The organism is Rothia sp. HMSC068E02, assembly GCF_001813565.1.
GTDB lineage: Bacteria > Actinomycetota > Actinomycetes > Actinomycetales > Micrococcaceae > Rothia.
In genome coordinates this window covers 246,796-268,238 of sequence record NZ_KV812894.1, presented here as the reverse complement: position 1 = coordinate 268,238, position 21,443 = coordinate 246,796, and the positions used below count along the sequence as shown (strand labels likewise).

16 protein-coding genes and 2 tRNA genes are annotated in these 21,443 nt (G+C 60.9%); 1 reads left to right on the top strand and 17 read right to left on the bottom strand.

Annotation, left to right across the window (positions count from 1 at the left end; genetic code table 11):
- Positions 1-112: 112 nt before the first annotated feature.
- The 7 genes from dxr to rpsB all read right to left on the bottom strand — a co-directional run bounded on the left by dxr (position 113) and on the right by rpsB (position 6,853).
- Positions 113-1,438, bottom strand: a complete 1,326-nt coding sequence (gene dxr, locus HMPREF2919_RS08415) for a 1-deoxy-D-xylulose-5-phosphate reductoisomerase (RefSeq protein WP_070667195.1) — start codon at positions 1,436-1,438, stop codon at positions 113-115.
- A 121-nt stretch (positions 1,439-1,559) separates the two neighbouring features.
- Positions 1,560-2,147 (bottom strand): cell division protein DivIVA, encoded by a 588-nt coding sequence (locus tag HMPREF2919_RS08410; protein ID WP_070667193.1) that lies wholly within the window; start codon positions 2,145-2,147, stop codon positions 1,560-1,562.
- Positions 2,148-2,365: 218 nt separating this feature from the next.
- Positions 2,366-3,193 (bottom strand): phosphatidate cytidylyltransferase, encoded by an 828-nt coding sequence (locus HMPREF2919_RS08405; RefSeq protein WP_246824075.1) that lies wholly within the window; start codon positions 3,191-3,193, stop codon positions 2,366-2,368.
- Positions 3,194-3,280: 87 nt separating this feature from the next.
- Complete coding sequence (gene frr, locus HMPREF2919_RS08400) at positions 3,281-3,838, bottom strand: ribosome recycling factor (protein ID WP_044150664.1); 558 nt, start codon at positions 3,836-3,838, stop codon at positions 3,281-3,283.
- A gap of 294 nt (positions 3,839-4,132) precedes the next feature.
- On the bottom strand, positions 4,133-4,876 hold the full coding sequence (gene pyrH / locus HMPREF2919_RS08395) for a UMP kinase (protein WP_049350194.1): 744 nt from the start codon (positions 4,874-4,876) through the stop codon (positions 4,133-4,135).
- Positions 4,877-5,071: 195 nt separating this feature from the next.
- Positions 5,072-5,902, bottom strand: a complete 831-nt coding sequence (gene tsf, locus HMPREF2919_RS08390; protein WP_070600713.1) for a translation elongation factor Ts — start codon at positions 5,900-5,902, stop codon at positions 5,072-5,074.
- 153 nt (positions 5,903-6,055) lie between these two features.
- Entirely contained in the window at positions 6,056-6,853 is a 798-nt protein-coding gene (rpsB, locus tag HMPREF2919_RS08385; protein WP_005508818.1) for a 30S ribosomal protein S2, read from the bottom strand.
- A gap of 714 nt (positions 6,854-7,567) precedes the next feature.
- On the opposite strand from rpsB, the gene HMPREF2919_RS08380 reads away from it, so the two are divergent.
- A complete protein-coding gene (locus HMPREF2919_RS08380; RefSeq protein WP_070667198.1) occupies positions 7,568-8,008 on the top strand; it encodes a M23 family metallopeptidase in 441 nt (146 codons plus the stop codon).
- A gap of 126 nt (positions 8,009-8,134) precedes the next feature.
- Here HMPREF2919_RS08380 and HMPREF2919_RS08375 read toward each other — a convergent pair whose 3' ends face one another.
- The 10 genes from HMPREF2919_RS08375 to HMPREF2919_RS08330 form a co-directional block, all read right to left on the bottom strand.
- Complete coding sequence (locus HMPREF2919_RS08375) at positions 8,135-10,378, bottom strand: flagellar motor protein (RefSeq protein ID WP_070667192.1); 2,244 nt, start codon at positions 10,376-10,378, stop codon at positions 8,135-8,137.
- 1 nt (position 10,379) lies between these two features.
- A complete protein-coding gene (locus HMPREF2919_RS08370; protein ID WP_070667190.1) occupies positions 10,380-11,459 on the bottom strand; it encodes a hypothetical protein in 1,080 nt (359 codons plus the stop codon).
- A 271-nt stretch (positions 11,460-11,730) separates the two neighbouring features.
- Positions 11,731-11,804 (bottom strand) — tRNA-Ile (locus tag HMPREF2919_RS08365).
- Positions 11,805-11,918: 114 nt separating this feature from the next.
- On the bottom strand, positions 11,919-13,124 hold the full coding sequence (locus tag HMPREF2919_RS08360; RefSeq protein ID WP_070667188.1) for a glycosyltransferase: 1,206 nt from the start codon (positions 13,122-13,124) through the stop codon (positions 11,919-11,921).
- Positions 13,125-13,432: 308 nt separating this feature from the next.
- A complete protein-coding gene (locus HMPREF2919_RS08355; RefSeq protein WP_005508823.1) occupies positions 13,433-14,305 on the bottom strand; it encodes a phage holin family protein in 873 nt (290 codons plus the stop codon).
- A 665-nt stretch (positions 14,306-14,970) separates the two neighbouring features.
- Positions 14,971-15,043, bottom strand: a tRNA-Asn gene (locus HMPREF2919_RS08350).
- Positions 15,044-15,249: 206 nt separating this feature from the next.
- Positions 15,250-17,376, bottom strand: a complete 2,127-nt coding sequence (dnaG, locus tag HMPREF2919_RS08345; RefSeq protein WP_070667186.1) for a DNA primase — start codon at positions 17,374-17,376, stop codon at positions 15,250-15,252.
- Between the two features lie 131 nt (positions 17,377-17,507).
- Positions 17,508-18,674 carry a tRNA dihydrouridine synthase DusB gene (gene dusB / locus HMPREF2919_RS08340; protein WP_049355088.1) on the bottom strand — a complete coding sequence of 389 codons (1,167 nt, stop codon included), beginning with the start codon at positions 18,672-18,674 and terminating at the stop codon, positions 17,508-17,510.
- 219 nt (positions 18,675-18,893) lie between these two features.
- On the bottom strand, positions 18,894-19,871 hold the full coding sequence (locus tag HMPREF2919_RS08335; protein ID WP_070667184.1) for a GNAT family N-acetyltransferase: 978 nt from the start codon (positions 19,869-19,871) through the stop codon (positions 18,894-18,896).
- A gap of 128 nt (positions 19,872-19,999) precedes the next feature.
- Positions 20,000-21,379, bottom strand: coding sequence for a glycine--tRNA ligase (locus HMPREF2919_RS08330; RefSeq protein ID WP_044150674.1), 1,380 nt, complete (start codon positions 21,377-21,379; stop codon positions 20,000-20,002).
- Positions 21,380-21,443: the final 64 nt, after the last annotated feature.

Genomic DNA, 21,443 nt, shown 5'->3' with positions numbered 1-21,443 from the left:
ACATCAGGGTGCCCGAAGCGAAGCGAGGGCGGGTGCCCCTGTAGGAACGAGGACGAACACCAGCCCCTCCACGCCCCATCCCATAGAAATGCGAATACCGCCTCAGAACCGGTTAGTTGCCGGTCATGCCCAGCAGCTCATTCGCGCGAACGCGAGCCCAACGCTCCGCGTTCAGCACCGCCTCCAGCGTCAAATCAGCGTCAGAAACAGCCTCAGCACTGCCGGTGTGCTCCTCCAGCACGCGTGCCACCGAGTCGACAATGTCGGTAAAGCGAATCGCGCCCGCGTGGAATGCTGCGACGGCTTCCTCATTGGCGGCGTTGAACACTGCCGGGTGGGTGCCGCCGATCTTACCGGCGTCCTTAATCATGCGCACGGCGGGGAATGCTTCCTCGTCCAGCGGTTCAAAAGTCCAGGATGCCGCCTTCGACCAGTCGCAGGCGGGCACGGCGCCGGGGATGCGGTGCGGCCAGGTCAGACCCAGCGCGATGGGCAGAACCATACTCGGCGGCGACGCCTGCGCGATAGTGGAGCCGTCCACGAACTGCACCATGGAGTGCACGACGGACTGCGGGTGAACCGCCACGTCAATACGGTCCAGGTCCACGCCGAACAGGTGGTGCGCTTCAAGCACTTCGAGTGCCTTGTTGACCATGGTTGCCGAATTGGTGGTGACGACCAGGCCCATATCCCAGGTGGGGTGTGCGAGCGCCTGCGCGGGGGTCACGTCGTGCAGCTGTTCGCGCTTGTAGCCGCGGAACGGGCCGCCCGATGCGGTGAGGATGAGGCGGTCAATTTCAGCGTCGGTTCCGGAGGCGAGCGCCTGCGCAAGGGCGGAGTGCTCCGAGTCGACGGGCACCATGGGGGTGTCCAGGGGCGATGCGTCCACGGCGGCGCGTACGAGCGGGCCGCCTGCGATGAGGGATTCCTTGTTGGCGAGTGCCACGCGGTAGCCGCTGTTGAGGGCGGTGAGGGTCGGTTCCAGGCCGATGGAGCCGGTGATGCCGTTCAGGACGGTGTCTGCCGGGTGCGCTGCCGCCTGTACGGAGGCTTCGGCGCCGTGGGCGATCTGCGGGGTGTAGCCGGTGGCTCCTGCTTCGGAGGCTGCCGCTTCGATGAGTTCGCGGAGGCGCTGTGCGTCTTCTGCGGTGCCGCTGGTGGCGACCAGTTCGGCGCGCACGTGCACTGCCTGGCGTGCGAGCAGTTCGAGGGATCGGGAGCCTGCGGAGAGGGCGACGACCTTCAGCGGTGCGTCGGCGGCGGAGGCGCTGGTGCCCTTGAGCGCGGCGAGGTGGTCGATGACCTCCATGGCTTGGGTGCCGATGGAGCCGGTCGAGCCGAGGAGAGTGACGCGCTGCGGTGCGCGGGTGAGTTCTGTGAGGGCGTCGGTGAGGCGGTCGCGGCTGCCGCCGACGCGTGCTGAGGATCCAAACTTCATGGTTCTAGTGTCTCATGAGCTCGCGGGTACGTTCGGGCATACGTCTGCGTTTAGGGCTGTCCTCGGCATAGAAGAATCCCCCACCCTGTCATACGGGGCGGGGGATTCAACACGTAACGTTTTAGAGCAGATCCTGCAGTAGCTCAATGCAGCGGTCCAGGAAAGCGTCCACCTGGGATTCCTCGTAGCTGACGGTGCCCGAGGCGGGGCGGAACTTTGCGTGGCGCACCACGGAGGGGTCCAGCGGCTCTTCGCTGTTGAGCTGGGCGTACACGCGGTCGCAGATGGCATCCACGTCGCCGACGAAGTAGCCCATGTGGCGGCGCTTGCTGGGGCGACGGAAACGCTCACCGGCGGGGCGTTCCAGGCGGCCTGCGAGTAGCTCGCCGGTCTCTACGAGGGAGCGTTCCCAGTTGTCCAGGCCGTACGCCTCAATGTAGCGGCTGCGTTCGAGCTTGGCGAAGCGTTCCTCAATCTTTTCGAGGGCGCGGTCGACCACGTCCAGCTGGTAGCCGCCGGGTTCTTCGCGGAAGACGACCTGGCGGATTCGTCGGGAGGTGTAGAGGTCTTCGGGCAGTTCGGCGGCTCCGCTGAGCTTCTCGTAGTCCTCGGCGAGGCGGGTGAACAGGCGGTCTACTTCACTGCGCTTGTAGCCGGGTTCGGTTTCTGCTGCACGGGCAAATCCGCCTCCGCGGGTGGTGCTTGCCAAGGTGGGCTCCTCTCGACGATTGAACTTTAAGAATACCAATGCGCAGGCTACCTGACGCAAGGTTGGCGGGCGGTGTCTTAGATATAGTCCCTTGCTTTCCTGACTTCTGCGCCCCTATTCAGCGGGTACAGCAAAGCCGGATACAGCAAAGGCGGGGCGCCCCTCCCCCATTCGTGGGAAGAAACGCCCCGCCTCCATAAGCGATAAAGCTTGAAGCTTTAGAGCGGCATAATAAACCGGAAAATCAGGCAGCCAGCCGCCGCAGCGAAAAGGATCGAGTCCAGGCGATCCATCATGCCGCCGTGACCGGGCAGAATATTCGACATGTCCTTCACACCCATACGGCGTTTGAACACGGACTCGACCAGGTCACCGGCAGTCGAAGCGACCACCATGACCGCCGCCAGCGGAATAGCCCAATACCAGGGCGAACCCATGACCGCCAAGGCGATAGCGCCAACAACTGCCGAGCCGACGAAGGAACCAGCCAGACCCTCCCAGCTTTTCTTCGGGGAGATCTTCGGCGCCATCGGGTGCTTACCCCAATTCACACCGGCAATAAAGCCGAACGTGTCATTGCAGATTGCCATCAGCAGAATCATGAGGATGCCGCGCTCGCCGTGGTCCGTCTGGAAGTAGACCATGGCAATACCCAGCATCAGCGGCACCCACAGCAGAGCCAGGGCGCTACCGCTCAAAGACTTACCCAGTGAGACCTGACGGTCAGCACGCACGAGAGCAGAAGAGAGCAGCAGCGCCAGCAGGCTCACCGCCAGGGCGATGCCCAGCCCGGTAAAACCGAACAGGAAAGACACCACCACAATTGCGCCAGACAGGGCACCCAGCAGGTATTCCGGGATGCCGTAGCCGCGGCGGGTATTGAGCACGTGCCCAATTTCCCAGGCGCCCAGGCCAGCCGCGGCAGCTGCAAGCGCCACAAAAATCGGCTGGTAAATCAGGCCCAGCACCAATAGCACGCCGAAACCGACGCCCACACTAATGGCGGCGGGCAGGTTACGGCCAGCTTTGGCGCTGCGCGACTTCACCGGCGTTGCAGCGGTCTGCGGGCTCGGCTGTGGAGCAGGCGGCGTGCCTCTCTCTTCTTTCGCTTCTTTGCGTGTACTCATTAGGGTTTAGACCTCGAGCAGTTCAGCTTCCTTGTGCTTGTACAGTGCGTCGACCTGGTCGATGTGCTTCTTGGTCTGTGCGTCCAGTTCCTTCTCAGCACGTGCGCCTTCGTCTTCACCGATTTCGCTGTCCTTGACCAGCTTGTCAATAGCGGTCTTAGCGTGGCGGCGAACGTTACGGATGGAGATACGAGCCTCTTCAGCCTTGTGGTTGACGAGCTTGGTGTATTCCTTACGGCGCTCAGCGGTCATTTCGGGCATGACAACGCGGATAGCTGCACCGTCGTTGCTGGGGTTAACACCCAGGTCGGAGTCACGCAGAGCCTTCTCAATAGCTGCCAGTGCGGTCACGTCGAAGGGAACGATCTTGACGGTACGTGCGTCCTCAACGTTGAAGGACACCAGCTGCTGCAGCGGGGTCGGCGCACCGTAGTACTCTGCGGTCAGGCCGCTGAAGATTGCGGGGTTCACACGACCGGTACGAACCTTAGCGAACTCAGTCTTGGTTGCTTCGATGGTCTTTTCCATCTTCTCGCCGGCTTCGGCAAGGATTTCTTCGATCACGAAAGGATCTCCTTTGTCGGTATTCTGGGGTACCAGAATTGTCGGTGGGTGCGCGTTCAGCCCTCACGGTTCCCTACCGGTTCGCGGCGCATCCGAGGCGAAAACCGTAAGGATAAGGCGAAGTCGACGGGAAAGAGGCAGAACGTCGTATTTGATATAAGTCTAGACGGTACCGGCGGGCATAAGCGAGTTTTAGCGCTTACTCGCGCGGTACCGTCCAGAATAAGTCCGCACCATCAGGCACGGTCACAGTGTGAGGGGGCATTCCATGCGCCCCAACCTAAAAATTAGGGGTTAGCGAGTAACGAGGGTACCCATCTTCTCGCCCAGGATTGCGCGGGTCACGTTACCGTCACCCTGCATACCGAACACGCGCATGGTCACGTTGTTGTCGCGGCACAGGGAGAACGCGGTCTGGTCCAGTACGCGGATGTTACGCTGCATTGCCTCATCGTAGGTGAGGTTGTACAGACGCTCAGCGTTGGGGTCCTTGTTCGGGTCAGCAGTGTAGATGCCGTCCACGCCGTTCTTAGCCACCAGAACCTCATCTGCGTGGATTTCCAGGGCGCGCTGAGCAGCCACAGTGTCGGTGGAGAAGTAGGGCAGACCCGCACCAGCACCGAAGATCACAACGCGGTCCTTCTGCATGTGGCGGATCGCGCGGCGAGGAATGTAAGTCTCAGCAACCTGCGGCATGGTGATAGCCGACTGAACGCGGGTGTCAATACCCTCCTGCTCCAGGAAGTCCTGCAGAGCCAGGGAGTTCATCACGGTGCCGAGCATACCCATGTAGTCTGCACGGGAGCGGTCCATACCTGCCTGAGAGAGTTCAGCGCCGCGGAAGAAGTTGCCGCCACCAATCACGATGGAGGTCTCAACTTCGCCAACGGTTGCGGCGATCTGCTTAGCGATGCTGCGCACGACCTCGGTAGAAATACCGACTTCACCGCCACCAAAAACCTCACCGGAAAGCTTGAGCAAAACGCGGCGGCGGCCGGTTTCGTCATGGTGAATCGGGTGCGAAATAGCTTCGGGCATGGTTCCTCCAGTGGCTTACCTAGGGGTTGTTATAGGTGATCGGGGCGGACTCCTGCCGCCTAGTCCTTATCAAGGATACAGCAAAGCCGGGTAGCCACCAGTGGTGACTACCCGGCTTCAGGCTATAATCCCAACCTCATACGACTTCCCTTACCGGGAACCCGCAATACGGGAGGGTAGAACTGCAACGAGTCCTTATGCGCCCACGCGGAAACGTGCGAACGCGGTAGCGGTTGCGCCAGCCTCGGACAGAACCTGTGCAACAGACTTCTTGGAGTCCTTCGCGAAGTCCTGATCCAGCAGGGTGTTCTCCTTGAAGAAGCCCTTCAGGCGACCCTCAACGATCTTGTCCAGAATCTTCTCGGGCTTGCCCTCAGCGATTGCGGTCTCGCGAGCAACGCGCTTCTCGGTCTCGATCTGGTCTGCGGGGATGGACTCGGAATCCAGGTACTTGGGGCTCATTGCAGCAATGTGAACTGCAACGTCGTGTGCGATCTCGTCGGTGTTCTCACCGGAGACAGCCAGCAGAACGCCAACCTGTGCCGGCAGGTCCTTGGAGGTCTTGTGCAGGTACACTGCAACGTGCTCACCCTCAACGCGTGCAATGCGGCGGACAACGATCTTCTCGCCCAGCAGTGCGCCAGCGTCGGTGGTCAGCTCCTCAACGGTCTTGCCCTCGTAGGATGCAGCCTGCAGCTCTTCCAGGGTGGAAGCGTCAGCAGCAATAGCAGCCTCGAGCACGTTCTGGCCGAAAGCGATGAAGGGGTCGGACTTTGCCACGAAGTCGGTCTCGGAGTTGACCTCAACCATGTAGCCAACGCCGTTCTCAACGCGTGCAGCCACCAGGCCCTCAGCGGTTGCGCGACCCTCGCGCTTGGTGATGCCCTTCAGACCCTTAACGCGGATGATCTCAGCAGCCTTCTGCTGGTCGCCGTTAGCCTCGTCCAGAGCCTTCTTGACGTCGAGCATACCTGCGCCGGTCTTCTCGCGCAGTGCCTTGATGTCTGCTGCGGTGTAGTTCGCCATTGTGAACTCCTTGTGTTGCTGTAATAAATCGGGATGACATCCCGGTGGTACAAATGGCGGACGGCGCCGCGCCCAGGTCAGGGCGGGCGCCGTCCGAACGTGGTCCCCGCAGGCGGGGGCCACAAAGCATAAAGCTTAGTGGGCTAAGAAAGCTTACTTAGCAGCCTCTTCAGCCTGTGCAGCCTCGTGCTGCTCCAGGAGCTCGCGCTCCCAAGCTGCCATGGGCTCCTCAGCTGCTTCAGCCTTGCCGTTCTTCTTAGCGTTGCGCTCGATCAGGCCGGCTGCCACTGCGTCAGCAATCACGCGGGTGAGCAGGTTGACGGAGCGGATAGCGTCGTCGTTACCGGGGATCGGGAAAGCAACCTCGTCGGGGTCGCAGTTGGTGTCGAGGATAGCAACAACGGGGATGCCCAGCTTCTGAGCCTCGTTAACTGCCAGGTGCTCCTTCTTGGTGTCAACAACCCACAGGAGGGAGGGAACCTTGGACAGGTTGCGGATACCGCCGAGGGTCTTCTCGAGCTTCTCGAACTCGCGACGCATGAGGAGCAGTTCCTTCTTGGTGTAGCGAGAACCTGCTACATCGTCGAAGTCAATCTGCTCGAGTTCCTTCATGCGCTCGATGCTCTTGGAGATGGTGCTGAAGTTGGTCAGCATACCACCGAGCCAGCGGTGGTTCACGTAGGGCATGTTCACGCGGGTTGCCTGCTCAGCGATAACTTCCTGAGCCTGCTTCTTGGTACCCACGAACAGGATGTTGCCACCGTGTGCGACGGTCGACTTAACAGCCTCGTATGCCTTGTCGATGAAGGCGAGGGACTGCTGCAGGTCGATGATGTAGATGCCGTTGCGCTCGGTCAGGATGAAACGCTTCATCTTGGGGTTCCAACGGCGGGTCTGGTGACCGAAGTGAACGCCGGAGTCCAGCATTTCACGCATAGTTACGACGGGCATGTCGTCTCCTTTGTGGTGCCGCGCGGACCTCCCATTCGGGCTAGCCCAACGCGCGCATAGTAGTTATCAGTTTTTCCTGGCGGCGGTTAGCGTTCACGGTTACCCGTTCAGCTCAGGCCCTAACCACCCCGTGTGGGTGGACCGAAGGTCCCTTATCGGCTCCCCGTTTGAGGATGCCGCTCACGCCGCGCGTCGTCAGTGATGCTGTGCGGAATCCCTCGATGAGGGAGAATACCCGCGCAGGCACACTGCAATACGACATTGTACCGTATATTCCGCGATTAATCCGCCATCCGCCGGATTAGGGTTAAAACCTGCGCGGGCGCGGCGGGTGTGTTCAGCGGCACTGTGGATAAAGGATTTTAAGGCGAAAACAGCGGTGTTATCCACAATTTTTCGTGAGGCGCAGCGGGGCGAGGCAATTCGTGATGTGCTCAGAAGATGAAGCAGAACATGAAGACATTAGCGACAACGCTACGGCGCACGATGCTGGTGGCGTGCTGCCTGCTGGGTGCACTTGTGATCTCAGGTGAGCAGGGCTACGCGGGCAGTCAGGGTTATTCGGGCTGGCTTAGTCCTACAGGCGGGGCAGGGTTTACTGACGGTGCCGTCTCAAGTGCGCACGTTCCCAGCAGCGTGCACGTTCTCAGCACCGTTGAGCTCACCGCGAGCCGACTACGGTACCGCTCCCCCACCGCTGAATCCAGACCGCGGGTGATCCACCCCTTTGAGAAGCCCGCCCAACGCTGGAGCGCAGGGCACCGCGGCGTAGACCTCGCCGTACCCGAACACGACCGGCGCGTATACGCACCGGCACCGGGAAAAGTGGTTTTCAGCGGCACGGTCGTCAACCGCAAAGTACTGGTCATTGCGCATCCGGATGGGCGGCGCAGCACCTTCGAACCCATGGACGAGACGCTCCCGGTCGGCACCACGGTTGCAGCCGGTGAGGTCATCGGCACCGTCGCAGTCACGGCAGGCGGCAACAGCGAGCGCCCCTACCAGCGATGCTCCACCCCGTGCCTGTACTGGGGCGTACGCCAGGGAGGCGCCCGCGGGGACGGCAGCGGCAAGGACGCCGAGTACATCAACCCCATGAGCCTGCTGGGCTCGAAGGAACCAAGCATTCTGCTACCCGTGCCGGGCGGATATTAGGTGGCGAGTACTCGCGCTGGCAGTCATTGGGTACGGCTGTGGCCCGTCACCTCCCCAAAAGGAGGCAACGGGCCACAGGAGCCAGTCTAGGTTGTGCTCACTAGCGTAGGTGCTAGAGGCAGCTACTTACTGGAGGACGTCACCGTCATCAGCACCGAACTGGTTCGGCTGTACAGGCTGCTGAGCAGTCTGACCGGGCTGAACCTGCTGACCGGGCTGAGTAGGCTGAACCGGCTGTGCAGGCTGTGCGGTCTGCGCGGCCTGCGCATCGTACGCAGGCATTGCCTTGGTCGGTTCATTCTCACCGTAGTTCAGGCCGTGCTGCGGGGTGAACACCTGAGTCGGCGAATCATCACCGGCGGTGTAGGCGGTGTTCTGTGCCGGGTAACCGGGCTGAGCAGCATAACCGTTCTGTACCGGGTAGCCGTTCTGTGCCGCGTATCCGCCCTGTGCCGGGTAGCCATTCTGTACGTCAGCCTGGGTTGCACCGTAACCGGTCGCAACACCCGCCGCAGCACCCAGTGCCGCAGCCGAAGCGGCACGACGTTCACGGCCCTTCGCACGAGCCGCCGCGATCTTCTTGCGGAAGACGAAGAGCAGAACCAGGATGAGCAGCAACAGACCCACGATGATTGCATCCACAATCACGTCAGTCATGCTCAGACCGGACACCGGAACAGTCAGACCGGAGGTGGTGCTGACACCGCGGTCAGTCTTGACGCTCAGCTCGCCACCGTTGACGGTGAGCTGCACGTGCTGAGAGTTCTTCGCGAGGCTGTTCGCAGCATCAACCTTCTGCTGATCCAGCGAGGAGAAGGTCGGAGCCTTGAAAGTGAACTCGAAGGGAGCCGAGTAGTAGTTACCCAGCTTCGAAGAGAGCTTGATTTCAGGGGTCACCGTGTAGTCGGAGCCGAAGGGGTGGTAGCCACCGGGGCGGGTAACGGTCACCTTCGAATCGGGCAGGTATTCGTTCAGACGCTGGTTGAACTCGTTCTGATCCTTACCGCGAACCTTCACGCTCACAATGGTGGAGTCGCCGTCCTGACGGACCTCAGTCTCGTCATTGCTGCCGCCTGCGAAAACGTCCTTGAGCTTCTGCTCAGCACCCGCAACATCCTCGGTCGGGAATGCGTAGAGGAAACGCGCTTCCATGGAACCGTCCAGACCCAGGGAGGTAGCGACCTTCATGCTCTTCATCTCAATCTGACGTGAAGAAACACGGTCAACCGCGATGAGAGTACTGCTACCGCCCGAACGGGAGGAGCTAGCGCGACCCTCGGGGTCAACCATGTAGGACTTATCGTTGCTGTCCACGATGGTCAGGGTCAGGCCATCACCGCTCGGGGAGCACAGCAGCGCGCAGTCCAGCAGACCCGAAATCTTCTTCTGAACGGTGAAGTTATTATCCTTCGCCACTACCTCACGGCTAGCGGAGAGATCGGTACTACCTGCACCAAACAGCTTCTTGAGACCATTTCCCAAATCCTCAATCGAAGAAGCGCTAAAGGTCAGGGTACGGCCCACTTCTTCCTTCGCGCTGGCGGTCGATGCGGAAGGAGCGTATGCCTTCGCCTGCGAGGATTCCAGACCCTTCTTCAGCTCGGAGCCCTCAGGCTTGACCTGGTTCAGGTAGGCGTCGACCGCAGCGGCGGTCTCGGTGTTCATGATTTCCTTCGCAACGAAGGAGATGGCGACGTCATAACCGCCGTCCTTCTCCTTCACGTCAAGGATGACGTTACGGAAACCGCGGTCCTGAACATCCTTCGCGGAAATCTTAGACCCACCGGAGTTCTTCACTTCCTTCTCGCCAAACTTCACAGTGGTTTCATCACTACTGCTGAGAACGCTGTTCTTATTGGAAGCAGACACAACACCGTCCACTACCAGAGCTTCAGGAAGCCAGCCCAGCAGATCGCCCGAGCTGAAGTTTTCCTTCACCTGAATACCCTGCACCAGACCCTGGTCAGAGTTGACGATGCTAATCTGCGGCTTGATGTCGGAGCCCGAAGCCTTCAGCAGAGAGGTCACCTTGGAGTGGTACTCGTCCACGGAGGAGAAGGATACCTTGAAAGTCGCACGAGCCTTGTCACCCTCAGACTGAATACCTTCGTATTCCAGGCCCTCGGGCAGGTGCTTACGTACGGACGCATCCAGTGCCTGGGTTCCACCCTTAACCTTGTCCTGGTTATCCTTCATGTTGAAGGAAACCAGAATGGTGCGGGTACCCTTCTCAGCGCTCTCAAGGCCCAGCTGGGTCTCAATCTTTGCGCTGCAGGCGCTCAGAATCAGGGCGGCAATGGTCAACAGAACCGCCAGGAACATCCAGCGCTGACGAGTCGGCGCGCTCGGGGCGTGAGTCATCGCGTGCATACTAGGCTCCCATCAGGCGAATCGCCACGTAATAGACGACCATGGACGCCAGAACCCATGCGGTGCTCAGCGCCGCGTGCATGATAATCGGGGACTTCGCGAAGCGGCCCAGACGGTTCAGACCCAGATAGGTGAGAGCCTCACCCGAGAACACGGCGAAAGCAAGCACCAGGACTATGAGCATGGTCAGGAAGAACGCACCACCACCGCTACGGGTGAGGGTCAGGAAGAACACGAGCAGGTTCAGCACCAGGAACGAAGGAATCAGCGCCAGGGAAGACACCGACACGGCGTGCATACTCGCGGTGAAGGAGGTCGGCGCCTTACCGATACGCGCGGTCAGTTGCAGCTGCACACCGCGCAGAACCTGCACACCGAAGATGGCGAGAGCCATCAGCACGTACGCCAGAATCATGCGTCCGGTCGGCACAGCCTGTGCGGCGTAGGCGCCACCGTAGGCACCGCCTCGACCGTACATATAGCCCATCATGGACATCGCGACAGTGGCAGCCAGAATTACCAGCTGGCTGAAGAAGAACGCACCCACCAGCGCCTGCAGAGTCGTGGGAACGATCCAACCCCACGCACCTGCGGAAGAGATACGAGCGTGCGCGGTTGCCGGGTTGCTGGAGAAAACGTCCAGGAACGCGTTCCAGGTAGCACCCAGCGCCTTCACCGCCGGATGCGGTGCGCTCGGCGCATAGGTTGCCTGGCCGGGCTGACCCGACTGAGCGGCACCTGGCTGAGGTGCATCGAGCTGGGGTGCGGCGGCAGGCTGACCGGGCTGGGCGGGAGCTGCCTCAGCCTCAGCATTCGGCTGTGCATTAGCGTTTACCTGAGCGGGCTGAGGCGCCTGCTGAGGCTGGACGGGCTGCTGCGGTGCTACCGGCGCGGCAGGCTGAGCAGCATTACCCTGCTGGCTCGACTGCACGGGCTGGCTCGGCTGAGCAGCCTGAGCTGCGTTACCCGACTGAGCAGCCTGACCCGGAAGCGAAGCATCCTGCGCGGGACGCGCGCCAGCATCGTAGCCGTAGCCGCCGGCTGCACCCTGCGACGGGTTGTTGGGAGTGTTCTCCGACATTGAGATCCTCTCGTATGGTGTGTGGAAGCAACACCTACCGGCTGAATCGGCATCTACCGGCGGCATCACACTGTCTTTCGTGACAAGACTCTTCAACCCTACCGTATTGAACGCTATGGTGCGTCTTCATTCGTCATTTACTCATTTTCATCACCGTTGATGCATTCCATGCACGAAAATAGGGACCCTGAGTGCACGACAAAAGAGCGCGAAAGAGGGTGCGAAAAAGCCCCGCCCGCCGACAAGTGGGTGAAGTCGACGGGCGGGGCCGTAGGGAGTGCGGGGCTCGAACCCGCGACCAAGGGATTATGAGTCCCCTGCTCTAACCGGCTGAGCTAACTCCCCATCCGGTGCAGTGACGGCGCGCAATGGGCGCCAGCACCATCCTCTAGAGTACCTGAACGGCGACTGAGAACGAAAAACGCTCTCTCCTACTCAACGCTCAGAATCTAGAGAAGCTTAGCGGCGCGAATCCAGGTAACGCTGGTACGGAGCATCACTCACGTACAGTTCCTCGAAGGTGCGCCAGGTGTTCTCAGCGCTGTGGAAGCCCACGATGCGGCGGGACTCGCGGCCCATCTGCTCACGCTCAGCGGCGGGCAGGGAGAGCACTGCCTCCAGCTTCTTCGCCAAATCCTGAGCGTTATTGGGTTCAAAGAGGTAGCCGTTCACGCCATCCTCCACCAGGTGCGGCAGAGCCAGCGCGTTCGCAAGCACCACGGGGGTGGAGGCACTCATCGCCTCCAGGGAAACCAGGGACTGCAGCTCGGCGGTACCGGGCTGGCAGAACACGTCAGCCATCTGGTACACCTCGGGCAGATGCTCATCCGGAACGAAGCCACGGAAAATCACGCGGTCGGACACGCCGCAATCGTGCGCTTTCTGCTCGAGAGCCTCACGCAGCTCGCCGCCACCGGCGATATCCAGCACCACGTGCTCAAGGGTATTGGGCAGCAAGGAGAGCGCCTCGATGAGCACGTCCACGTTCTTCTCTTCGGCAAGGCGACCCACGAAGGCAATACGCAGCTCACCGGGAACCTTGCCGGCGTCAGCGCCCTCAGCCAGCTCGTAGTCGCTGATCTCAATACCGTTAGAAACCGGCATGACGGGGCGGTCAAAATGGCCCAGGTCGCGCATCGCATCCGCACCAATCTGGGTGGGGGTGGTAACGACCGCAGTCTTGGAGAAGCAGAAACGCATGTCCTTCCAGGTGACCTTCTCAATCACGCGCTTCACGGGAGCGGGGAAGGGCAGGAACGGGTCAAGGTTCGCCGGCATGAAGTGGTTCGTTGCGATAACGCGGATACCGCGGCGCTTCGCCTGGAAGATGAGGGCGCGGCCAATAATGTAGTGGCACTGCACGTGCACCACGTCCGGGCGAACCTCGTCAAGGATTGCGCCGACCTCGGACCAGATCTCCCAGGGAACGCAGATGCGGTTCGTCTCATGGGTCGGGGGCAGGTGCGAGCGCAGGCGGTGCTCCACGATGCCGCCTTCTACTTCGGTGCGGTAGCTGGGGCCGGGGATGGGGCTGGCTGCGACTACGTGTACGGAGTGGCCGCGCTTGAGCATGGAGGTGGCGAGGCGGTGACCGAATTGTGCCGCACCGTTGATGTCCGGCGGGTAGGTTTCTGCGCCAATCAGAATCGTCTTTGCCTGTTCCATGACGGGGCTCCTCATCGGGGTGTAGTGTGTCGGTGACTTTGGGGGTTCGGGTGCGACGGTGCGCCGCTTCTACCTCTGCCTGCCGCGTGAACCGGGTGGGTCCAGTACGTACAGCACTTGTCTATTCTACCTGTGAGCTGCGTCCTTCTCCGACTTGTGGCCGGGGCCTTTGGCTGGGAGTTGCCTCTAAACCTCACGTTGAGGCTGGAGCCTGCGCCCTGCCCGTAGACGCACAAACGCCCCGATACGAGTATCGGGGCGTTTAGACGCTTGGCGTTAACCGGTGCCGGTTGAGCGGTGAACAGTGTTTAGCGGCGAACCAGGCGGTTCAGGAAGTGCAGGACGGTTGCAATGGATGCGCCCAGTGCTGCGAAGGACTTCCAGCGTGCCTGCAGAACCTCGGGCTTGCGCACGTTCTCTGCCAGGCCGCGGCCGGTAGCTGCTGCACCTGCGGCAACCTCGGAGGGCACTGCCTTGAGAGCGTCCAGAGCCTGCTGGGTGTTGTTCTGAACGTCGCCGGTGTAGGACTGCAGGTCGTCGCGCAGGGCTGCCAGATGCTGGCGACGCTCTGCGGTGCGCTGCTTGAGCTCTTCGAAGGTCGGCGGCTTGGGCTCTTCCTCACCGCGTGCCTTGCGCTCTTCAGCTTCCTGACGTGCGCGTTCTGCTGCCTCTTCAGCTTCCTTAGCCTTCTGCTCAGCGCGCTCTGCCTGTTCCTTCTTCAGGCGCTCAGCGGACATAGCGGTACCTTCCTTGAGTACGCCGAGGTCGAAGAGCAGACCGAAGATTGCGGATTCGGGCTTGAACGGCAGCTGAGCCTTAACCTTCTTCAGACCGACCAGGGCGCAGATTGCCAGGACGATGAGGAAGATGAGGGCGAAGACCAGCGCGGATGCCCAGTAGGGCATGACGGTGCCGAGGCCGAGGATTGCTGCGGCGACCAGCGCAATGATCAGGAACAGACCGAAGACTGCTGCGACGCCGAAGAAGGCTGCGCCCTTACCAACGGCGATGCCCTTGGTCTTCAGCTCGTGCTTTGCAATCTGGATTTCGTCCTTGACCTGGCTGGGTCCGAGGGTCTTGAAGGTTTTGCCAGCGTCGATGATGTTCGCGACGCCGGACTTAATCCCGCTAATGCCAGCAAAGAAACGCTTAGGTGCCTTGGGATTAGTAGTAGTGGTCATGACCACCTCTCCGTGACGTGTTTTTGGAGGCTTCTTTTTCGCACTCCACCTCCTATAGTTTAGCCCCTTATGATACCTCCGCGTGACCGTTTGGGCGGGGGTTTGCACTATCTCTTCAGGTATTTTCGACTTTCTGGAGGTTGTGTTGAGCTGCAGGCGTAGGTTTCTGGGTTTGGTTGCGCCTGTGGATTTGCTCTGGAGTAGGCGTAAGAGGATGCCGATGCGCCGCTCCCCCGTTACGCGCCGAGTGGGCGTGTGGTTGATGTGGGCGAGGAACTTCTCTGTGCGTTAGACTTCACATTTTTGCAGGGTGAAGTATCTTTGCCTCGCCGGGGGCGTAAGCCCGAGGAGTTACTCATTCACGACTTGGAGAGAACGTTCCGACTGGACTCGATACAGCGGGGTGACGGTTTTTCCGAGCGCGCGAGGAAGTAAAAACCGTTATCCCGCCGAGGGCGTAAGCCCGAGGGGTTGCTGGTTCACGACTTGGGGAGAACGTTCCGACTGGACTCGAACTAGCGAGGCGAAGATTTTCCGAGCGCGCGAGGAAACAAAAATCTTTGCCTCGCCGAGGGCGCAAGCCCGAGGGGTTACTGGTTCGAGTCAGAGGAACGTATATAGCAAGAACCCCCGAGGCTTCGCCTCGGGGGTTCTTGCTATATTTGCTCCCCCGACTGGACTCGAACCAGTAACCCTTCGATTAACAGTCGAATGCTCTGCCAATTGAGCTACGGGGGATTATTTTGTTTTCGTTGCTGGTTTTCCTTGCAACGAGTAATAACTATACCGGGGCTGTTTGGGCTCCGCAACTCGAAATAGCGTGAAGTGCATCACTCTTTGGGCTGGGGCTGGTGTTGCCTTCTACTGACCGGTGGCGCTCCCCCGGCAACATGCAGAACGCAGGACATTCGACAGGTTGCCGGGGCGCTCACCAGGAACTGTGTTTAGCCGCGCTGTGCGCTGAGCTGGCGGCGGCGCATTTCCAGTTCGAGCAGCTGACGCTGTACGGCTTCGAACTCTTCGTCGTCGGGGTTGGCGCTGAGTTGCTCTAGGCGCATCATCAGGTCGGATTTTTGGCGGGCAATCTGCTGTTCGAACAGGGCGTTGAGTGCGCCGGTGACGAAGTTGGGCAGACGCTCGGCGCTACTGACCGGTAGCGGTGAGACTGCGAGCTCCGCGATGGCGGGGTGTACGCCCTCTACAGCGCCGGAGCGCACGCAGTTAATCCATTCGATGCCGGGGGTGGGCGCCATGACGGTTGCCGCGTGAATAATGCCGGCGGCCACCTCGCGGTGGGTGCGGTAGCGGAACTGCACAGTGGCGAGGTTACGCCACTGTTCCACACTGATGAGCTCGGGGTGCTGCAGGGCAATCTCGAGTGCCGCCTTTTCGAGGCGGGCGACCGGGTCGCGCGGGTCGGGGGTGAGGAACTCCTCGACAGCGGGGACGGTCGCCTCCGGCTGGGGTGCAGCGGGCTGAATGCTGCTCGGCGGGTGCGCGGCTGCGTTCTGCCCGGCGTAGGCGCTGGGTGCGGCGTGGTCTTCCGGGGGCGGTGCATCGTAGGCGGGGTCGTAGGGCGCGTCAGCATGAACTGTCCCCTGAACACCCGTATAACCCGGCGTGCCCGCGTAACCCTGAGCGCCCGCGTATCCCGGTGTGCCCGGCACACCCTGCGGTCCCTCGTTCAGACGCTCGTAACGCGGCGCGGCTGCGGGCGCCTCCGCCTGCTGGGAGCGAGAAAGCTTCGGGTGGTTCTGCGCGTACGCCACGGCACGCTGAATCTCGTCCAGCTCCAGGCCGAGCTGACCGGATACCTTACGCATGTAGGCGGGGCGCAGGTCGCGGTCCTTAATGCCGGCAATAATCGGGGCGATAGCGCGCATCGCCAGCACGCGGCCTTCAAGAGTTGCCAAATCGTACTTGGCGAGGGTCGAATCAATCGCGAACTCGAAGAGCGGGCGGCGCGAAGCAATCAGCGAGCGCACGGCGGCGTCGCCCTTGTGCAGGCGCAGATCGCAGGGGTCCATGCCGTTCTCGGCTACCGCTACGAAGGTCTGCGCGACGAAGCGCTGATCCTCCTGGAAGGCTGCCATGGCGGCTTTCTGTCCTGCGGCGTCGCCGTCGAAGGTAAAGATGATTTCGCCGCCGGAGCCGTCGTCGGTAATCATGCGGCGCACCATCTTGATGTGGCCGGGACCGAACGCGGTGCCGCAGGTGGCAACGGCGGTGGTGATGCCGGCGAGGTGTGCCGCCATGACGTCCGTGTAGCCTTCCACGATGACGACCTGCTTAGTCTTGGTCATATCGCGTTTTGCCAGGTCAATGCCGTAAAGTACCTGGGATTTCTTGTACAGCTGCGTCTCGGGGGTGTTCAGGTATTTGGGGCCCTGGTCGTCGTCGAAGAGGCGGCGGGCACCGAAACCGATGGTTTCACCGGCGATGGTGCGGATCGGCCAGATGATGCGGCCGCGGAAGCGGTCGTACAGGCCTCGGTTGCCCTCCGAGAACATGCCGGTCGCCTTCAGCTCCTCATCGGTGAAGCCCTGGGAGCGAAGGTGCTTGAGCAGATGGTCCCAGCCTCGCAGGGCGTAGCCGACACCGAACTTGCGGGTTGCGGCGGGATCGAAACCGCGGGCGCCGAGGAAGCGCTGCGCCTCCTGAGCATCAGCGCTGTAGAGGTTACGTTCAAAGAACTCGGCGGCAATCTTGTGCGCGTCGAGCAGGCGGCGGCGCATACCCGCCTCGTAGCGGTCGCCGGGCTTACCGCCCTCATAGTGCAGAGTGTAACCAATACGGGCGGCTAGACGCTCCACCGTCTCAACGAAGCTGGTGTGTTCCATCGCCATGACGAAGGAGTACACGTCACCGGATTCACCGCAGCCAAAGCAGTGGTACGAACCGACCTGCGGGCGCACATTGAAGGAGGGCGTGCGCTCGTCGTGGAACGGGCACAGCCCCTTGAAGGTGCCTATACCGGCGCTTTTGAGGCTCACATAGCCTTCAATGATTTCGCGGATATCGGTACGGGCGCGGACTTCATCAATGTCTTCTTTGCGGATTAATCCAGCCATAAACTCAATTCTACGGTGAGGGTCAACAGGTAGCGCTTGTGAGCGTTGCAGGGGCGCCAAAGAGCGGCGCGAACAGGCCCGAAAAAGGATGCGCCGCGACGCGCAAACAGCACGCCGCGGCACACAGGTGTTTAGCCGCCGGAAATATCCAGCTCAGCCTCCGCCAGGCCCAGACGCTCAGCGTCCCCCAGGATGCGCGAATCCAGCCAGCCATCGGGCAGGTGCGGCTGCTTGGGGCTACCGGCGCGACCGCGCGAGCCCTCCACGGCGGCACCCGGGTAACCAATCGAGTGGTCCAGCTGAGCAATCAGCTCACGGAACGTCGCCAGGTCGGGCACCTGAGCCATCTTCGCGCGCAGCTCACCGCCAACCGGGTAGCCCTTGAAGTACCACGCCACGTGCTTGCGGATTTCGCGCAGGCCTCGGGTCTCATCGCCGAAGGTTTCCACCAGCAGTTCTGCGTGGCGGTAAATCATGTCCGACACCTCAGTCAGGGTCGGGCGGATACGCTCCGACGAACCCTCAAACGCATTCTGCAGGTCGCCAAACAGCCACGGGCGACCCTGGCAACCGCGACCAATCACGACGCCGTCCACGCCGGTCTGCTCAACCATGCGCACCGCATCCTCAGCGGAGAAAATATCGCCATTACCCAGGATCGGCACATCCGGAATCAGCTCGCGCAGCTGCGCAATCGAATCCCAGTCAGCCTTACCCGAATAATGCTGAGCTGCAGTACGACCGTGCAGAGCAATCGCCGCGACACCGGCATCGCGCGCGATCTTGGCGGATTCGAGGAACGTGATGTGGTCATCGTCGATGCCCTTACGCATCTTAATAGTCAGCGGAATATCGTTGCGGGATGCCTCCTTCACCGCGGTCTGCACAATCGCAGTGAACAGGTCAGTCTTCCAGGGCAGAGCGGCACCGCCACCGCGGCGAGTCACCTTAGGAGCCGGGCAGCCAAAGTTCAAGTCAATGTGGTCGGCACGGTCCTCTTCAACGACCATGCGCACAGCCTTACCGACGTTAACCGCGTCCACACCGTAAATCTGGATGGAGCGGATCTTCTCGTCCGGGTCATGCTCAATAATGCGCATGGACTCGGGCTTACGCTCCACCAGGGCGCGCGCAGTCACCATTTCGGTAACGTACAGGCCGCCGCCATATTCACTGCAGAGGCGGCGGAAAGCCTTATTGGTCACGCCAGCCATCGGGGCGAGAACCACGGGAGTATCAACGGTCAGATTGCCCAGTTTCAGGGGCGGAAGGGTAAGACGGGGTGCTTCAGAATTCACCCCTATATTGTGGCATACGGGGGCAAATCGAGAACCGGACTCAGCTGAGGGGGTACAGGAGCACAGTGCAAGCTCAGCAACCGTGAGGAGGCGCAGGTACGCGAGAGGGGCGGAGGAGCATTCCACTCCCCCGCCCCTTCAGCAAGAGTCAGCCAGCAGGTTCAGTACCGAGAATCTACTTGGCAACCTACGAACCTACTCGAGAATCTACTCTCGAACCTACTCGGTCACGTAAATATAGGTCGGGTCACCCTCCACCGAAGCAGTACCGGCACGCAGCAGCACGTCGGTCACCTGAACCAGCGCCTCCATGGCGTCGTCAACCTCAACCAGCACCGGGTACTTAGCACTCAGCAGGGACAACACCTGCATAATCGCCTCCACAGCGCCCTCATTATCGAAGTCGTAACCCAGCAGCAGTTCCGTGGCGGTCTTCTCATCCACCAGCGCCGCCTCCGGGTCAGTCTCAAAGGGGTGGTAGCTCACCGCAAACGCAACAATCGGGCCCTTCTTACCCTCTGCAGCCGCCTCACGAATATGGTCACGAAGCACCACGGCGCCAAAAGCACGCACCTCATCCGAAAGGAAGTAGCGGTTCACCGTGCCCAAACCAACCTCGGCGGGAACATCCCACTCGTGGGCGCGGCGGTAGAAATCCCACAGCGCGGCTGTCAGCTCAACCGAACCGGTCGCCAAATCCTCAATCGCCTGAGTCTCGTTACCGTCAGCATCCTCACGCAACGACACCGGAGGAATCGCCCCCGGCTCCACACGCACCATACGGGAACGCTGAATCAGCTTCATGCCAGTAGCCTGCGCGAACTCCTCACCGTCACTAAACGGCGACAGCTTCACGCGCAGAGCAGTCGTCTGGCCGTGCGCCGCCGCAATCTCACGCAACGCATCCAGCAGGGCAGTACCAATACCCTGACGGCGGTGATCAGCTGCCACCTCAATGTATGACCATAGACGCGTCGGATGCAGCAGCGAAGCCACCACAGTACCCGCAGCCACCGGCACACCAGAAACAGTCACCACCAGGGTGCGGCTAAACGGCGCGTCCGTATCCGGGCCGAAAAGGCCACGCTGGCGCTCCTCAACCTCATTGCGGGCAGAGTTCCAAATCTCAAGCAGGGCAAGGTCATCACCCTCCTGCCAGGGGCGAATCTCAAATTTTTCGCTGAGGCGTTCAGCCATATCCGTGCACCTTTCCTTCGCTCGCTTCAATCGTGCCAATCAGTCTAACCAGGGTAGCCCAAATACACGACGGCGGGTAGCCTCTTTCGCTCTAAGAGGCTACCCGCCGACCATGTTATAAATTATTTTTAGCCTGCCAGGCGTGCAGCCAGGTAAGACTTCACCTGATCCAGAGCCACACGCTCCTGGTTCATGGTGTCACGCTCGCGGATGGTCACAGCCTGATCCTCGAGAGTGTCAAAGTCCACGGTGATGCAGAACGGGGTACCAATCTCATCCTGGCGGCGGTAACGGCGGCCAATAGCGCCCGCCTCGTCGTAGTCCACGTTCCACAGGCCACGCAGCTCATTCGCCAGCTTAGTTGCCGGCTCAGACAGCTCAGCCTTCTTCGACAGCGGCAGAACAGCAGCCTTCACCGGTGCCAGGCGCGGGTCGAGCTTCAGCACGACGCGCTTATCCACGCCACCCTTAGTGTTCGGTGCCTCATCCTCGACGTATGCGTCAACAAGGAACGCCATCATGGAGCGGGTCAGACCGAAGGACGGCTCAATCACGTACGGCACGTAACGCTCACCGGTAGCCTGGTCGAAGTACTCAAGCTTCGCGTTGGAGTGCTCATTGTGCACGCCCAGGTCGTAGTCGGTACGGTTCGCAACACCCATCAGCTCACCCCACTCGGAACCCTGGAAACCGAAGCGGTACTCAACGTCAATAGTGCCAGCCGAGTAGTGTGCACGCTCCTCCTGAGGAACGTCGAAGCGGCGCATGTTATCCGGGTTAATGCCCAGGTCAACGAACCAGTTCCAGCAGTCCTCAACCCACTCGTTGAAGTACTTATCAGCGTCATCCGGGTGCACGAAGTACTCGATTTCCATCTGCTCGAACTCACGAGTACGGAAAATGAAGTTACCGGGAGTGATCTCGTTACGGAACGACTTACCAATCTGGCCAATACCGAACGGCGGGCGCTTACGAGAAGCAGTGACCACATTGTTGAAGTTCACGAAAATACCCTGAGCGGTCTCCGGGCGCAGGAAGTGCAGACCCTCCTCATTATCAACCGGACCCAGGTAGGTCTTCATCAGACCGGAGAAGTTCTGCGGCTCAGTCCACTCGCCACGAGTACCACAGTTCGGGCAAGCAATTTCATCCATGCCCTCAGCCGGGCGGCCCTTCTTCGCCTCAAAGTTCTCCAGCAGGTGATCCTGACGCAGACGCTTGTGGCAGGACAGGCACTCAACCAGCGGGTCGGTGAAGGTCGCCACGTGACCGGATGCCTCCCACACCGCACGAGGCAGAATAACAGAGGAGTCCAGGCCAACCATGTCCGCACGGGAGCGGACGAAACGCTGCCACCACTGCTGACGGATGTTTTCCTTCAGCTCTGCACCGAGGGGGCCGTAGTCCCATGCGGAGCGGGAACCGCCGTAAATTTCACCGGCCTGGAAAACAAAGCCGCGGCGCTTCGCGAGCGCAATAACGTTATCGAGGGTGGACTTTTCAGCCATAGTTACTCCTTCTGCCCCGCCACCGGCTGTGACGTGCGTGAGTTCGGGTTCATAAGGGACGCGA

Excerpts from the sequence above, each read along its gene's own strand:
- HMPREF2919_RS08375 (WP_070667192.1), bottom strand. The coding sequence starts at position 10,378 with ATGCACGCGATGACTCACGCCCCGAGCGCGCCGACTCGTCAGCGCTGG.
- tsf (WP_070600713.1), bottom strand. The coding sequence starts at position 5,902 with ATGGCGAACTACACCGCAGCAGACATCAAGGCACTGCGCGAGAAGACC.
- pyrH (WP_049350194.1), bottom strand. The coding sequence starts at position 4,876 with ATGCCCGAAGCTATTTCGCACCCGATTCACCATGACGAAACCGGCCGC.
- HMPREF2919_RS08370 (WP_070667190.1), bottom strand. The coding sequence starts at position 11,459 with ATGTCGGAGAACACTCCCAACAACCCGTCGCAGGGTGCAGCCGGCGGC.
- HMPREF2919_RS08355 (WP_005508823.1), bottom strand. The coding sequence starts at position 14,305 with ATGACCACTACTACTAATCCCAAGGCACCTAAGCGTTTCTTTGCTGGC.
- rpsB (WP_005508818.1), bottom strand. The coding sequence starts at position 6,853 with ATGCCCGTCGTAACTATGCGTGAAATGCTGGACTCCGGCGTTCACTTC.
- dxr (WP_070667195.1), bottom strand. The coding sequence starts at position 1,438 with ATGAAGTTTGGATCCTCAGCACGCGTCGGCGGCAGCCGCGACCGCCTC.
- HMPREF2919_RS08360 (WP_070667188.1), bottom strand. The coding sequence starts at position 13,124 with ATGGAACAGGCAAAGACGATTCTGATTGGCGCAGAAACCTACCCGCCG.
- dnaG (WP_070667186.1), bottom strand. The coding sequence starts at position 17,376 with ATGGCTGGATTAATCCGCAAAGAAGACATTGATGAAGTCCGCGCCCGT.
- HMPREF2919_RS08330 (WP_044150674.1), bottom strand. The coding sequence starts at position 21,379 with ATGGCTGAAAAGTCCACCCTCGATAACGTTATTGCGCTCGCGAAGCGC.
- HMPREF2919_RS08335 (WP_070667184.1), bottom strand. The coding sequence starts at position 19,871 with ATGGCTGAACGCCTCAGCGAAAAATTTGAGATTCGCCCCTGGCAGGAG.